Annotated in this window: 12 protein-coding genes and 1 pseudogene; 4 read left to right on the plus strand and 9 right to left on the minus strand. The window is 64.6% G+C overall.

Annotation, left to right across the window (positions count from 1 at the left end):
• The first annotated feature begins 114 nt into the window (after positions 1–114).
• Complete coding sequence (locus tag ACZ1I5_RS18340) at positions 115–837, plus strand: SDR family oxidoreductase (RefSeq protein ID WP_465170681.1); 723 nt, start codon at positions 115–117, stop codon at positions 835–837.
• 78 nt (positions 838–915) lie between these two features.
• Here ACZ1I5_RS18340 and ACZ1I5_RS18345 read toward each other — a convergent pair whose 3' ends face one another.
• The 3 genes from ACZ1I5_RS18345 to ACZ1I5_RS18355 are packed head-to-tail and all read right to left on the minus strand — an operon-like array spanning position 916 to position 2,867.
• Positions 916–1,677 carry an alpha/beta hydrolase gene (locus ACZ1I5_RS18345; RefSeq protein WP_465170682.1) on the minus strand — a complete coding sequence of 254 codons (762 nt, stop codon included), beginning with the start codon at positions 1,675–1,677 and terminating at the stop codon, positions 916–918.
• A 49-nt stretch (positions 1,678–1,726) separates the two neighbouring features.
• A complete protein-coding gene (locus ACZ1I5_RS18350) occupies positions 1,727–2,023 on the minus strand; it encodes a putative quinol monooxygenase (RefSeq protein WP_465170683.1) in 297 nt (98 codons plus the stop codon).
• Between the two features lie 46 nt (positions 2,024–2,069).
• Complete coding sequence (locus ACZ1I5_RS18355) at positions 2,070–2,867, minus strand: type 1 glutamine amidotransferase domain-containing protein (RefSeq protein ID WP_465170684.1); 798 nt, start codon at positions 2,865–2,867, stop codon at positions 2,070–2,072.
• Positions 2,868–3,143: 276 nt separating this feature from the next.
• On the opposite strand from ACZ1I5_RS18355, the pseudogene ACZ1I5_RS18360 reads away from it, so the two are divergent.
• From ACZ1I5_RS18360 to ACZ1I5_RS18370, 3 genes and pseudogenes are all read left to right on the plus strand, one after another.
• Positions 3,144–3,371, plus strand: a pseudogene (locus ACZ1I5_RS18360) (alpha/beta fold hydrolase); the annotation flags it as partial.
• Between the two features lie 222 nt (positions 3,372–3,593).
• Complete coding sequence (locus ACZ1I5_RS18365) at positions 3,594–4,376, plus strand: carbonic anhydrase (RefSeq protein WP_465170685.1); 783 nt, start codon at positions 3,594–3,596, stop codon at positions 4,374–4,376.
• Positions 4,377–4,454: 78 nt separating this feature from the next.
• On the plus strand, positions 4,455–5,444 hold the full coding sequence (locus ACZ1I5_RS18370; RefSeq protein ID WP_465170686.1) for a 3-keto-disaccharide hydrolase: 990 nt from the start codon (positions 4,455–4,457) through the stop codon (positions 5,442–5,444).
• Between the two features lie 16 nt (positions 5,445–5,460).
• Here the strand turns inward: ACZ1I5_RS18370 and ACZ1I5_RS18375 are convergent, their stop codons facing one another.
• The 6 genes from ACZ1I5_RS18375 to ACZ1I5_RS18400 all read right to left on the minus strand — a co-directional run bounded on the left by ACZ1I5_RS18375 (position 5,461) and on the right by ACZ1I5_RS18400 (position 14,898).
• Positions 5,461–6,108 carry a glutathione S-transferase family protein gene (locus tag ACZ1I5_RS18375; protein WP_465170687.1) on the minus strand — a complete coding sequence of 216 codons (648 nt, stop codon included), beginning with the start codon at positions 6,106–6,108 and terminating at the stop codon, positions 5,461–5,463.
• A gap of 54 nt (positions 6,109–6,162) precedes the next feature.
• Entirely contained in the window at positions 6,163–6,531 is a 369-nt protein-coding gene (locus tag ACZ1I5_RS18380; RefSeq protein WP_465170688.1) for a YciI family protein, read from the minus strand.
• A 124-nt stretch (positions 6,532–6,655) separates the two neighbouring features.
• Positions 6,656–7,105, minus strand: a complete 450-nt coding sequence (locus ACZ1I5_RS18385; protein WP_465170689.1) for a VOC family protein — start codon at positions 7,103–7,105, stop codon at positions 6,656–6,658.
• Between the two features lie 92 nt (positions 7,106–7,197).
• Positions 7,198–10,137 carry a TonB-dependent receptor domain-containing protein gene (locus ACZ1I5_RS18390; RefSeq protein WP_465170690.1) on the minus strand — a complete coding sequence of 980 codons (2,940 nt, stop codon included), beginning with the start codon at positions 10,135–10,137 and terminating at the stop codon, positions 7,198–7,200.
• Positions 10,138–11,075: 938 nt separating this feature from the next.
• Positions 11,076–13,970: a TonB-dependent receptor domain-containing protein gene (locus ACZ1I5_RS18395; protein WP_465170691.1), complete on the minus strand. Its 2,895-nt coding sequence runs from the start codon at positions 13,968–13,970 to the stop codon at positions 11,076–11,078.
• Between the two features lie 211 nt (positions 13,971–14,181).
• A complete protein-coding gene (locus tag ACZ1I5_RS18400) occupies positions 14,182–14,898 on the minus strand; it encodes a FadR/GntR family transcriptional regulator (RefSeq protein WP_465170692.1) in 717 nt (238 codons plus the stop codon).
• Positions 14,899–14,993 lie beyond the last annotated feature (95 nt).

A 14,993-nucleotide genomic window follows, 5' to 3' on the forward strand; every position in this document is an offset into this window, starting at 1 on the left:
GTTCGACCGTCACTTTTGGAGGATCGTGCAAAGCCTGCGGGCGATCGCTCTACCACTCGCCACCCCGCTCGCCCCATTTCTCCGTCACCACCTCAGGGCAAGAAGGACATGACCATGACGAGCCTCGACAAGACCATCCTCATCACCGGCGCATCGAGCGGCATCGGCGAAGCGACTGTGCGCGAACTGTCCGCCACGGGCGCGCGGCTGTTCATCGGCGCGCGTCGCGGCGAGCGGCTCCAGGCGCTGGCCGCCGAACTCGGTGCCAATGTCGCGTGGCGCGAACTCGACGTCACCGACGCAGCCGACTTCGCTGCGTTCGCCGATGCCGCCGAGCAGAAATTCGGGCGGATCGACGTGCTGATCAACAATGCCGGCGTCATGCCGCTGTCGCCGCTCGCCGCGCTGAAGACCGACGAATGGACCCGGATGATCGACGTCAATATCCACGGCGTGCTCAACGGCATCGCGGCGGTGCTGCCGCGCTTCGTCGCGCAGCGCAGCGGGCATGTCGTCAACGTCGCCTCGGTCGGCGCGCACTTCGTCCTGCCGACGGCGGCGGTCTATTGCGCCACCAAATATGCGGTGTGGGCGATCACCGAAGGGCTGCGGCAAGAGCATGACGACATCCGCGCCACCGTCATTTCCCCCGGCGTGACCGCAACCGAACTGGGCGACGACATCAGCGATCCGCAGATCGCGGCGGCGCTGAAGGACTGGCGCCAGAAATCGCTGACACCGGACGCGATCGCGCGCGCGATCCGCTACGCGCTGGAACAGCCCGAGGGCGTCGATATCAACGAAGTCATCGTGCGGCCGACCGCCGCCAATATGTAAGGCGCGGCAGCTGCCTGCTGGCTTTCGGACGAGCTGCCACGCTCCTCCGAAAGTCCGGCAGTTCCTTGCATCCAGGAGCTATTTAGCCGCGCCTGCCGCGGTTTCGATAAAGGCGGCGACCTGCTGAGGATGCGACAGCATTACCGCATGGCTGCTCTGTATCTCGGCGATCGTCGCCTTAGCCCGGGTCGCCATCAGGCGTTGCGTGCTCGGCGCCACCATATGGTCCTTGAGCGTCAGCATGTAGAAGGAAGGCTTCGTCTTCCACGCGGCGTTGACGATCTTCGGCTGCACCGCGCCAAGCCCCCAGGGCACCTGCGCGGCTGCCATGAAGCGTGACACCGACGGGTCGATATCCGCGGCGAACGCGTTCGGGAATTTCTCCGGATCTACCATGAGGAAGCCCTCGCTCGGCGGCAGCAGCGGGGCGGAATCCTCGCCGGGCGTCGGCCTGGTCGCAAGATCGAACACCGATTCACCGACATCGGGCGCGAAGGCCGCGAAATAGACCAGCTTCTGGACCTTGGGGTCAGTGCCGGCTTCAGTGATGACGGCCCCGCCATAGGAATGGCCGACCAGCACCACGCGATGCCTTGCCCTGGCGATGACCTGGCGCGTTGCATCGACATCTCCCTGAAGGGTGATGGTGGGATTCTGGACCATCAGGACTTCGTAGCCGTCGCGCGACAGGATGTCGTAGACCTGCTTCCAGCCGGATGCGTCGGCGAAGGCGCCGTGCACCAGGACGATCGAAACCGGCTTCTCAGGGGCGGCGGCGGGTGTGGCGGACGGGGCGGCGATGGCCATCATGGCGAACAAACTCCAGATCATGCGTTTCATCGAAGGTCTCCAGTTGGTCGGTGCGCGGCGGCGCAGGCGGATCGAGCGATCAGCCGATCGCCACGGGATCGAGCGTCAGCGGCGTTCGGTCGGCGAGGTCGCCGACGCTGCCGGCATAGTGACGGAAGTGCGGCGATTCACGGTGTGCGACCGCGGCAGCCATGTCGGTGTAGAGCTCGTCGAGGACGAAGCGGTCGCTGTCGGCCTGATCCTGCCAGATATCCCATCGCAGATTGCCTGGCTCAGCCCGACTTGGCGCGATCATGGTGTCGAGCAGCGCCCGCAACGCCGCCACCTTGCCGGGGCGCGCGACGAGAATCGCCATGAGTTTCACTGGACCAGGCATTGCGCTCTCCCCGGATCGGAAACGGCGCCGTGATCGCGCGCGCCGCTCATGCTTCGACGCTCGTGCGCGCCAGTGCCGCGATGAGCGCCTTGGCGATCGGATGGTCCGAACGCGGATTCTGGCCGGTGATCACTTCGCGGTCCTCGATCACTTTGGGGGCGAAATCCGGGCCGGTCTCCACATGGGCGCCCGCGATCGTCAGCGCCTCGGGCATGTGGAAATAGAGCTTGCCGTGGAGGATATTGTCCTCGATCGGCTTCTCCTCGCTCGCTGAATAGACTGTCATGTTGTAGCCGGCATATTGCCAGTCCGTGGCAAGCTCGGCCGCCTTGGTCTTGTCGCCGGCGATGAGCGCTGCACGGAATTCCCGGGCGCGCGGCATGGCGGAAACGGACGCCATCGGGCCGTGACAGAGAAAGGCAGTGGGTTTGCCCTGGGTGTGGAAGTGGCGCAGGATCTCGCCCAGATCGCCATCCTGCATCAGATCGACCACCGGCGCCTGACCGCCGGGCGTGAAGAAGGCGAGATAGGGATCCAGCCCGCCGTCGATGATCGCGCGCAGGGTCGAGACATTGTTCATCGCCGGATGCGTGTCGAAGAACTGCCGGCCACGCCTGTGCGCCGCCTCGTCATTGTCGAAATGCATCGTCTGGTCGGAGACCGGATCGATAAACGGCTTGGTGCCGTTCGGCGTGGCAAAGACGATGTCATAGCCTGCCTCGACCAGCGCCATCACCGGCACGACCAGCTCGTTCAGATACTGGCCGGTCGGCCCGGTGCCGCCGCCCTGAATCTCGATCCGGGTAGCATTGGAGCCAACAACGAGCACTTTCCCCATGGACATGATCGGTTCTCCCTTCGGTCGACATTGATGCGTGCCGGTCGACGGTGACTTGTGACAAGAGCGCGCATCCCCGTGCCGGCGGGGCCGGAATAGCCTGGCGCGCAGACCAGCGCAGGTTAAACAACGTTAAATTTCGACAGTTTTAGGCTGCTTCGCAACGATGGGAGCAGGCGAGCGAGGCACAGCAAGCAAGGAGCTGTTCCTCGCGGCATGGCCGGACCAACTTCGTCCGGGAAACCAGTCTCAAGGTAACGATCACGTATCCGCGACGCGAGCGCGCTGTCCGAGACCAAATTCTACGACGATCTCGCGGCGATCGAGGTGCCGGTGCTGGTGCTGCACGGCGAGGACGACCAGATCTGCCCGTTCACCACCACCGGCGCGCGCTCGGTCAAGCTGCTGAAGAACGGCACGCTGATCTCCTATCCCGGTCTTCCGCACGGGATGCCGACCACGCACGCCGACATCATCAACCGCGATCTGCTCGCGTTCATCCGGAGCTGAGTACGGCTTCGGCGCAACGAAGAGGATGATCATGGGGCCGGGAGCGGATCAGCTGCTTCCGGCCCCAATGCGATCGGTCCGCCGACATCGCATTATCACCAGATAGAACTATTTCCGATCTATCTGTCACTTGTCAGGAGTTTGCCGCAACTGGAACAGTTTCCATGCCATTTGGCGCACAGTGGCGGCAACACCGGGCAAGAGTCCGCCTGAGTGTCGCGAATGCGTTGGACAGAATGCTTTCGCCCGGATCATAAAGAATCTCTGTCGAATACGGACATTCGGGTGGGAGTTGATCGGATGATTTCACGTCGCACCATGATTGCTGCCCCCGTCACCCTCCCCTTGATGTCGGGTTTCGCCTGGGCCGCCGCCGCCCAGGAGATGGTTCCCCCGGTTTCGGGCAAGACGCCCGACGAAGCACTGGCGTTGCTGCAAGACGGCAATCGTGACTATGCCGCCGGGAAGGCGCCCGATCGCGACAAGAGCGAGAAGCGCCGGCTTTCGCTGGTGGAGTCGCAAAGCCCGTTCGCGGCCCTGGTCTGCTGTTCGGATTCGCGCGTGCCGCCCGAGCTCCTGTTCGGGCGCGGCCTCGGGGAGTTGTTCGTCGTCCGCAACGCCGGCAACGTCGTCGACACGGTGGCGATGGGCTCGATTGAATATGGCGTCGCCGTGCTGAAGGTTCCGCTGATCCTGGTGCTCGGGCACGAGCGTTGCGGCGCGGTGGATGCCGCGGTGTCGGTGGTCCTGAAAGGAAAGGACTATCCCGGATCGATCGGCCGGATGATCGAACCGATCGTGCCGGCTGTGCTCCAGGCGCAGCGGGCGGGCGCAACCGATCTGCTCGAAGCATCCACGAGGCGCAACGTGTCGCGCATCGTCAGCCAGCTTCGCCACGCCTCCGAGCCGATGCTGATGACGCCGATCGCCGAAAAGAGCCTGCGCATCGTTGGCGGCACCTACAGCCTCGCCCGGGGCGAGGTGGATTTCTTCGATCTCGGCTAGCCGAAGTCGCCCCCCGGTATCGTCCGCCATTGTCCGTCGCCACTTGCTGACGCAAGCTCCCGCAGTGAGTTCCGTCCGTTGACTCGCGGGCGCGCCGAGCACGGCGACGTGACGAGGGAGAAGATCATGGTGGTGAACCGAGCGTTGCTAGCTGTACTGCTGATGCCGGCCGCCGCATTGGCGCAGGATTCAGCCGAGCGGGCGCGCGCCATCGCAGGCGACCCGCCCGCCGCGACGCAGCGCCTCACCCTCGCCGACCTTCCGAAACCGGCGGGCAAGCGAATCGCGTTGTTCGACGGCCGCAGCCTTGCGGGGTGGCAGCCCTGGCTCGGCTATGCCGACCCGGCGGTGACCTACAAAGGCAATCCCGGCAGCGCGCCGATCGGCGCCAGCCGCGACACCAGCGGCGATTTCGCCGTCCGGCAGGTCGACGGCGCGCCGGCGATCCGGGTGAAGGGCGAGACGTGGGGCAGCCTCGTCCACCATGCCGACCTCCGCGACTATCATCTCCGGCTCCAGTATAAATGGGGCGCACGGACATGGCCGCCGCGCGAGCACCTGCCGCAGAACAACGGCCTGCTCTACCACACCCACGGAACGCCCGGCGAGGTGTTCGGGACATGGCGGCCGTCGGTGGAATTCGAGATCATGAAGGGGTCGACCGGCATGGTCGTCACCGTCGGCACCAGGGTGCGGGCACGGACAAACGTGGCGTTCGATCCCTCGCTGATCGCGCCGCACCTGCGCTTTCGCATGGGGGGCACGGAGATCGACATGATCAACGGCACCCCGACCTGGAACGTCGAGGGCGCAAGCGATGCGGAACGGCCAGTCGGCGCCTGGAACACGCTCGATCTCTATGTGCTTGGCGACCGTGCCATTCACGTGGTCAACGGCGTGCCTGTGGCCGAGGTGCGCGGTCTGGCGACCCTGGCGCCCGACGGGACGCGGGTGCCGCTGACTCATGGCCATATCCAGCTCCAGTCCGAGGGCGCCGAGACCTGGTTCCGGGCGATCACGATCGAGCCGATCCGCACCCTGCCGCGACTCGTCGTGGCGGGCAGCTAGCGGTGCCGCCCTGTTGTCAGCCGCCCGCGGCGGTGAAGACCGCCAGCTGGGCGGCAAACGCCTGCTTGAACGCGGGCCGCGCTTCGGCGCGGGCGACATAGGCCGCGAGGTTCGGATATTCGTCCAGCAGCCCCGATGCGCTCAACCGGCGCAGCACCTCCACCATCATCAGGTCGCCCGCGCTGAACGCTCCGTCGAGCCAGTCGGCATCGCCAAGCCGGCGCGAAAGGTCGCCCAGTCGGTCCCGGATGCGATCCTGCACCAATGACAGGCGTTCCTCCGCCCAGGGCTTGTCGCCTTCCATGAACTTGACGACGACGAGATCGAGGATCGGCGGCTCCACCGTGCTGAGCGCGGCAAACATCCAGGTGATCGCGCGTGCCCGGGCATCGGGCTCGTCCGGCAACAGGCCGGGATAGCGATCCGCGAGATGGAAGATGATCGCCCCGGATTCGAACAGGACGAGACCATTTTCCTCATAGGTCGGGATCTGCCCGAACGGATGAAGCGCCCGGTGCGCGGGCTCCTTCATCTCGGCGAACGAGACGAGGCGGACGTCATAGGGCTGGCCGACTTCCTCGAGCGCCCAGCGGACGCGCATGTCGCGCGCGAGGCCCCTGCCGCGATCGGGGGATGTTTCAAACGCGGTGATGGTAATGGTCATCTTCACGCTCCGATCGATGGCAAGGTGCGCCGGGACCGAGCCCGCGTCGGCACCTCACTGGAAATCGCTCGCCTCGTACAGCGGCCGGATTTCGATCTCGCTCGGCCCCGGCATGGGGTTGGGGCAGCGCTTCACCCAGGCGACCGCCTCGTCCATGTCCTTGACTTCCCAGAGCCAGAAGCCGGCGACCAGTTCCCGGGTTTCGGCGAAAGGCCCGTCGATGACCGTGCGGCCGGGTCCATCGAACGCGACGCGCTTGGCCTCGGAAGTGGGCTTGAGGCCATCAGCGGTGCGCAGGATGCCGGCATCACGCAGCTCGTCGTTGAACTTGCCCATCGCCTCCATCATCTCCGCCGTCTCGGGCGTGAGGACAAAGCCCTTTTCGCTGTCTTCGGTCGCCTTCACGAACACCATCACATGCACTGGCTGTCTCCCTTGTTCGAGCCGGGCTCAGCTGCCCGACATTGGAACGACGAACGGGGCTGTCGGGAATCGACAAGGTCCTGCGATATTTTTTCGTGCCGCCTGGCGCGTCGGCGTTGCGGGCCTAGCGATCCGCCTTTGGCTGCCACAGCTCGATCTTGGTGCCGTCCGGATCGAGGATCCAGGCGAACCGGCCGCTCGGGTCGCTATCGTCGCGCTTGAGGATCTCGACCCCCTTTGCCGTCAGGCGCGCGATGAAGGCGTCCAGATCGTCGACCGCGAAATCGATCATGAACTCCCGGGTCGAGGGTTCCATATAGCTGCTGCCCTGCCGGAACGCGTTCCAGGCGAGAACCGGGGGATGACCGGGCGCATCGTAGCGAAGCACCGCGCCGCCGAACGATTCCACCTGAATGCCCAGCACGTCACGGTACCAGGCAGCAAGCGCCTTCGGGTCCTTGCTCTTGACGAAGATGCCGCCGACGCCGGTGATCCGTCCGGCCTGTTGAGCCTGTGCCATATCGGGCGCGCCCGACATCATCAGTATCGCCATCACCCCGATTCCGCGCAGCATCGCTCTCTCCCTGCTTCGAGTCGGCCCTTCTGTAGCATGGGATGGAAAAGAAGCGCCGCCTCCGCCCGGAAGCGGAGGCGGCGCAAATGCCTTCAGAACTTCGCGCGGAGGCCCATACTGATCACCCGGCCCAGCGGGCTGGCGCCGTAGGAGTCATAGCCAGGCGACCCGTTGTAGAAAGGCGGATCGCGATCGAACAGATTCTCGACATCGACATAGACTTCGCTGTCGCCGAGCAGACCGCCCTTGGAGAAGTTCCAGGCGAGATGCGTGTCGATCGTCGTGTTCGGGCGGACCCGGTCGCCGCCGGCGCCAGTGGGCGCGCCGCCGGCAATCACCACCGGGCTGATCGTGGAACCCGACCAGTTGCGATATCCGCCGACATGATTGGCGAAGATGCTGGCCGAGATGCCCTGATAGTCCCACATCAGATAGGCGCGGCCCTGGGTGCGGATCGACGGGAAGGTGGTGTTGAAGCCCGTCGTGCCGAGCACGCTGAAGGTACGGCCACCGGAAAAATTCTGGTCGTATTTCAGGAACTGGGTGACGGAGCCGCCCGGCGTGAACGTGCCGATGCCGGTCGGGATGCGCCAGCTTGCGGCGATGTCGAGGCCCTGAATCGTCAGGTTCAACGTGTTCCGCTGACGGAAGTCGTAGATGTAATAGATGCGCGTCGGCAGCCCGGTGGTGATCGGAACATTGCCGATCGCCGCCGCGACGATCGGGTCGGTCGGCGACAGGCCCTGTGGATAGAAGACCAGCAAATTGTTGATCGAGGCCGAGTTGATGATCGCCGAGAGCGGAGGCGAGGTGATGCCGCCGCGCAGCTTGTTGTTGAACAGGGTGGTGGAGATGCGCAGCCCGTTCAGAAAGTCTTTCGGCGCGAAATCGAAGCCGATCGACCAGGTCGTGCCCTTTTGCGGGTTGAGGCCCGGATTGCCCGTCTGGATGCGGATGCCCGGGGTGGTGCCGCTGATCTGGCAGAATCCGTTCGAGCACGGAATGCCAGGGATCAGCGCGACGTCCGGGAAGGACGAGACTGGTACCTGCTGCGTATCGCTCAGCTGGACGACGGCCGATTCATTGTAGAGGCCGTTGGCATTGGGATCGCCGAGCGAGCGGAGCGACGGCGCCACGAACGACTTGGACCAGTTGCCGCGGATCTTGAGGCCGTCGAACACTTCCCAGTTCGCGGCGACCTTGGGGTTCGAGGTGCTGCCGAAATCGTTGTAATGATCGTAGCGGCCGGACACGCTGATATCGAACTGGCGCACCAGCGGCACGCCCATATCCACCCCAATGACCGGGACCAGCAATTCGCCATAAGCCGACTGTACCGACCGGCTGGTCGGGAAGAAGAAGCTCTGATTGGCGAGGCTCGACGGGCCGGTGCCGTTGGGGCGATCGACCGCGGTGTCGAGCGTGTAGCTGAGCAGTTCGCCGCCGACGGCGATCCGCACCTTGCCGGCGGGCAGTTCGAAAACCGATCCGTCGATGCCGATGCGGCCCTGCTTTATGACGTTCTTGCCGCGCTGCGCCGAGCGGCTGTCGATGAGGCGCGCGAGCACTGCCGCCGAGGTGCGGTTGCCGCTTGGGCCGTTCCACACATCGAGCGCATTGGCGCCGGTCAGGCTTTGCTGAACGACGTCGGTGCGACCGGGGTTTGACTGGTTGGCGACACCGTTCGCGTTGGTCGTGCCGTTGAGTGCGAGCAGCGCGCAGGCCGTGCACAGCGTGCCCTGCGTGAGCGCCAGCGTCTCGTCCTGGCCGATCATGCCGAGCGCGGTGATGCGGAAATTCTCGCCCAGGCGATATTCGGCATTGACCGTGGCAAACCAGGTCTGCGCCGAATTCTCGCTGGTCGCGCCCGGACCGAGCAGCTGATCGGCATTCCAGCGGATCGTCTGCGTGGTGCCCGTCTGCCCCGGCGGGTTGATGTAGAAGGGATTGGCCTGGCCGATCGCATTGGTCGGATCGCCGCCGCTATTCGCGGCGTCGGTCTGGAACACACGGGCGGTGATGCCGCCGCGGCCCACTCGCGACAGGTTCTTGCGCTTCGAATAGTTGAAGTCACCGGTGAAGGTCAGGTTGTCGCCTACTTCCTGCGTGATCTTCACATAGGCAGTGTGGCGGGTTTCCTTGCCGAGGCGATCGGAGAAGATCGTCGTGTCGCACGGCGCATTGGCGCCGGAGTTCGCCACGGTCGAGGTGGCGGTCGGCGAGAGATAGACTGGCGCCGAGCCGGCGGTACCCATCTGGATGGTAGCCGGCGAGCAGTTGAAGCTCTGGAAATTGCTGCCGCCCTCGTCGATGTGATTGGGCTGGAGGAAGGGCCGAGCGGCATAATCGTTCACCAGCGGTCCGGCCTGTGAGAAGCCGTACGCGACCAGTACCGATCCGGTATCCCAGCGATTCCCGTAAAGCAGGCCGCCGCTGTAGGTGCGATAGCCGCCATCGCCAAAGCCGACCTGGCCATTGGCCTGGAAGCCCTTGTAGTTCTTGCGCGTGATGAAGTTGACCACGCCGGCGACCGCGTCCGAGCCATAGGTCGAGGACGCGCCCTCGGCGAGGACTTCGACGCGCTCGATCGCGATGGTCGGCAGCATCGACGGATCAGCCAGCGCATGGTTGGTGCCGCCGAGCGGGAGGCGGTGGCCGTCGATCAGGGTCAGGGTCGAGTTGGACGCCGACGAGCCGAGGCTATGGATGGTCGGGGCATAATAGCTGTTGCCCGCCGTCTGCCCGACACCCGCGCCGCCAAGGCCCGTGATCGAGGGCACGGTCTTCAATATCTGCTGCACGTTGACCGAGCCGGTCTGCTCGATCGCTTCGCGGCCGACCGAGACGAGGTTGGCACCGACGGGCGCGACGCCGCGGATGCTGGTGCCGGTGACGACGATGTCCTCGCTGCTCAGTCCGGCATCGTCCTGCGGCAGTTGTTCGGTGACCTGAGCCGGCGCCGTGGGCGCCGCCGTGGATTGTGCCCAGGCGGGCGCCGATATGGATTGTGGTAGGGCGATCATGGACGCCATGATCAGCAATAGGGCTGATATCCTGTGGATCAGCCATCGCATCGGTTGGATCATTTCAGTCTCCCCTGATGGTGCATCGCGCGCATCGCGGATCGGCAAAGCTCCACCGCGCGCACGCCTCCCGGACCCCCACGCCTCTGCGGGCGCTGAAGCTTCTTGTTTTGTCACGGAAATATGGGCGGCGGCCTGCCTGCCCCGCGCGTCTCCTCTCCCCTTTTCGTCGCTCGGTTTCGAAGGACCGAATCGACGTTCACGGATTAAATAGAATGGCAAATATGATATAGGATAGTGGAAACTTGCATACACGGTCGAAAAACCGCAACAAATTTCGACTACTTCCAGCTGGTGCGCAGTAATGTTACCGCACACATCTCCAGCCACTCTGGCGCGCGGGGCACCAAAGGAGCGGGATTTCCGTCATTGTCGCGATCAGATGCGTTTACCGCTCTGCCCTCGCCAGGGCAGCAATGGTTGCGATAACTTCGGTGAGGTTCAGCCGTCCCATTGGATCAGCATGATGACGCGGCTGGACCTGCGGCGTTTGCAGCCTTCAGGCGATGGATTCTGGTCTGCGCATGCCGTTCGGCCGAAAAACCGTGCCACTCGGCGGCATGGGGCGACGGTGGCGACACGAGGCCGGACGCTCGGCGCATTTCATCCGGGCCGGGCCTGTTACCGCGATAGGCGTGGCGGATGGACGCCCGCTACCTCGTGCCTGCAGCCACAGGCGATACCCGGTGGGAAGCCGCCCGGCGGCCGACAAACAAGGCGCCACGACCCATGAAGGAATCCGCGCGGCCACGAACGGAACTTCCGCCAGGGCTCTATTGAAGGTTCGCCCGTGCGCATTGAGAGCCTTGGCCGCGCCGGTAACCGGGCCGACGATCGACAAGATCAGCATCCGTCGCCCCTGGAGAGGCGACGGATACGGAATCTGGTCAGAAGCGGACGCGCACCCCGGTAGTGAAGTAGCGGCCGGTCACATCGTAGATCGACCGGAAGGTGGAAACCGCGAGCCCGGGGTTGGAGCCGATCGGGGTGATCGGATAACCGCGATCGAACAGGTTGTTCACCGTCGTGAAGATCTGGAAATCCCCGTGCGGCGTCTTGATATCGTAGCTGAGATTCAGGTCGGTGTAGAACACGGAGCCGATGGCGTTGTTCTTGTACACGAACAGGTTCGACCGCTTGTAGCCGCCGATGTAGCGGCCCTGTGCGCCGATGGTGAAGCCGCCCTGGGCGTAGGACAGATCCAGATTGCCGCGCCATTTGGGCATGGGGAAGGGCTGGTTGCCGGAATCGGCGAAGTCGGCGGTGCCGGCATATTCGACCGCGGCGGCGGTGGCCGATCCCTGCACCGTGTAGCTGATCAGGCGGGTCGCGAGCAGACGGCTCGACAAGGTCCCGCCGAACAACGACGTGCGATACGAGGCCTCCATATCGAGCCCCTCGGTGCGAGCGCTCGCCACATTGCTCTGGAAGATGTTCACCCGGCTCGGGAAGTTGGCCGTGGTCGTGTTGGTCGGCCCCAACGGGCGAATGATCTGGCTGCAGACCGGGCTGGTATAGTTGCTGTTCGCGCAGAGATCGAGCACCTGGATGCTGGAATATTGGCTTGCGATCGCGTCGCGGATCTTGATCCGGTAATAATCGACCGAGAAGGCGAAGCCGCGCAGGAAGCCGGGCTGGAACACCAGGCCGCCGGTCAGCGTCGAACCCACTTCCGGCCGCAGGTTGGGATTACCCTGGCTGACCTCGGTATATTGCGCGAGCTGGTTGGTGAGCTTGTCCGAATAGGATTGCACGCGCTGCGTCGGGCCGGCGAAAAGCTCATACAGCGTCGGTGCGCGGATATCGCGGGAGACGGTGACGCGGGCCTTGAGGCCGAAGCCGGGCTCATAGGTGCCGCCGGCCTTCCATGTCTGGACTGAGCCGGACGTCGAATAATCGGTGTAGCGGAAGGCGCCGTTCAGCTCGAGCGACTTGCCGATCACCGAGTCCTTGGCCAGCGGCACGACGACCTCGCCAAAACCTTCCTTGATCGAATAGGCGCCGGTCGCGGCGGTCACATTGGTGAACGAAAAGGCGAAAGTATTGGTCGGCACACCGCGAATGCCGGTGAAGGAGGGCGGGGTCGCGGGGTTGCTGTTGGTAACCTGGTCGAGCGTCTGGCGGCGATATTCAGCGCCCACCACCACTGAAACCGGGCCGGCCCAGGTCGAGAAGGGCTCGCCCGAAATGCTGCCCTCGACATCGTGCATCGTGTTGATCGCGCGCCACGTCGTGCGGCGCATGACATAGCCGATCGCCTCGGGCGACGCATTGCCGACGCCGAACACGTTCAGCGGGACGCAGCCATCCTGTACGCCCGGATTGGTGATGGTGACGCGGCACACGATCTGCCCCGCGGGGTTACGGACCGCATCGACCGCGGCATAAAAACGCTCCATGTCGAGATCGAGCGCCGAGGAATCGAGCCGGGTCCGGCCATAGGTGTAGTTGACGCCCCATTTGAAGCTGCCGAGACCGCCCTCGATACCGGCGTTCAGCACCGTCGCGCGTGTTTCCTGCTTCGCGGTGTAAAAGGGGAAGTCGGAGAAGAAGCGGGTCAGACCGAAGCTCGGCGTCGCGCCGAGCGCAGCACGATCTGCCGGATTGAGATAGGCATTTTCCGCGAAGATGCGCATGCCCGTCGTCGAGGAGCTGCGCGTCACCGGCAACTGGTGATCCGAATTCACGGCATGGTTATAGGTGCCCTGCAGATGGATCGACGTGCCGCTGCCGAGATCGAACGACACGCGCCCCAGATATTGCTCGGTCGTCGCCGCGGCGCTGAGCGAACTCTTCGATGCAGGGAACACCGACCCTTCGCCGCCATAGCTCAGGCCCGAGCGGCCGGTCGGGGTGCCGGCGTTGAATGCGCCGACACGGCCGTTCGACAGGAACTGCTGGCCGCGCAACGGGCCATCGAGAATATAGCCGCCATCCGTGACGTTGTTGAAGCGCACGCCGGAGACGTTGGAGAAGGGGTCGGCCACCGTGCCGGCGCCGATCACGGCGTAATTCTCGTTCACGCCGGCGCGCGACGAGCGCTGCGTGATACCGTCCGACTGATAGCGTTCGGCACTGCCGATGATGTGGAGGCGGTCGTCAAGGAAGCTGTGGCCGAACGCGGCGCCGAGGCGCGTGGAGCCATTGTCGCCGCGCGACGAGATGCCGCCCTGCGCCTGCAGCTTCAGGCCAGTGAATTTCTTGTCCAGGATGAAATTGACCACGCCCGAGACGGCATCCGACCCGTAAGCCGCGGAGGCGCCGCCAGTCACGACATCGATCCGCTCGATGAGCAGCTGCGGGATCATGTTCGCATCGGTGCCGCCGGCGTTGCCGGTCGGCGGCAGGCGCTGGCCGTCCTGAAGCACGAGCACGCGTTGGGCACCGAGCGAGCGCAGATTGAGATAATTGCCCGTGCGCACGCGGCCGGCATTGGAGTTGCGGTCCTGCGCATTGCTGATCGAGCCGGTGAATACGGGGAGCTGGTTGAGCCCGTCGGACAGGCTGGCCGGCGCCTTTGCGGTAAGCGAATCCGCCTGAAGCATGGTGACGGGTGTCGGCGCCGAGTAACCGGCACGCGCCACACGGCTGCCGGTGACGACGATATCCTGACTTGCGTCCTCGGACGTTTCGGTTGCCGCCGCAGCTTGCGCGGCATCCTCCTGGGCGGCTTGCGCCGGCGGTTCCTTGACGACCTGCGCGCCGGCCGGCTGTGCGCCAATCGCCAGCACCGGAACAATCGCACTGCCCGTCAACAACGTGGCGATAAGGCCCTTCCGCATCGGCATCCTTCCTGATCGTCCGGTTTCATCGACCGGCTCATTTGTTGCACGCCACCTTTCCGCGGCGCGGGGCCACGGCCTCCAGGCTGGACCTGTCGGGGTGTTGAGCGACGGCGTGGTCGTCTGCCATGACCCCAACGGAATCGGGCAAGCGTCTTTGCTCGTCTCTACTTGTAAATTGAACTAACAGGTGGCGAACGTCAATAGCCGATTATTGGTCGCGCCTTCCGTCGGTCACGCGCTGGCGTACGCGATCGAGATGATAGCGCATCGCCAGTTCCGCCCCCTGCCCGTCGCGCCGGGCGATCGCGTCGTAGATCGCGCGATGTTCGTCCATCACCCGCTGCGCCCGTTCGGGGCTGCGCTCCTTCGTCAGGCCGAGCGCGATCACCATGCCGCGGCGAATCGCGTCATCGAGCGACTGCAACACCTGTTCGAACAACATATTGCCGCTGGCCGCCGCAACCGCCTGATGAAAGGCGAAATCGGCCGACGCGGTGACGCCGCCGATGCGCATCTGGTCTTCAAAGGCCTCCATCGCCCGGCCGAGCCGGCGCAGCTCCGCCGCGGTGTGGCGCGTCGCGGCCCATGCCGCCGCCTGGCCCTCCAGCGCCAGGCGCAGTTCGAGGCACCGCAGCATGTGCGCGACATCGCTCGGCTGGGAAAATCGCGTCAGCCCTTCCGGCGGGGCATTCTGCACGACCGTGCCAAGGCCCTTGCGCGTGATCACCAGCCCATCCGCCTGGAGCCGGACCAGCGCCTGGCGCACGACCGGCCGGGATACGTTGAACAGACCGCAGAGCTGGTTTTCGGAAGGAAGCTTGTCGCCCGGCCGCAATGTTCCCGAGACGATCTGCTCGAGGATCTGCCCGTAGAGCCGGTCGCCCAGGCGCTCCTTTTTTTCCGGTATCGCAATCAGGTTGGTCAAATCGGCCTTCTCCGGGAACATCCCTGCGCCAAAGGCTAGCATGATCGCGTACGGTTGACATCGCTCTTAACATGTAAATATAAATGACAAGGTAG

The organism is Sphingomonas sp. BL-S-30 (assembly GCF_055521475.1).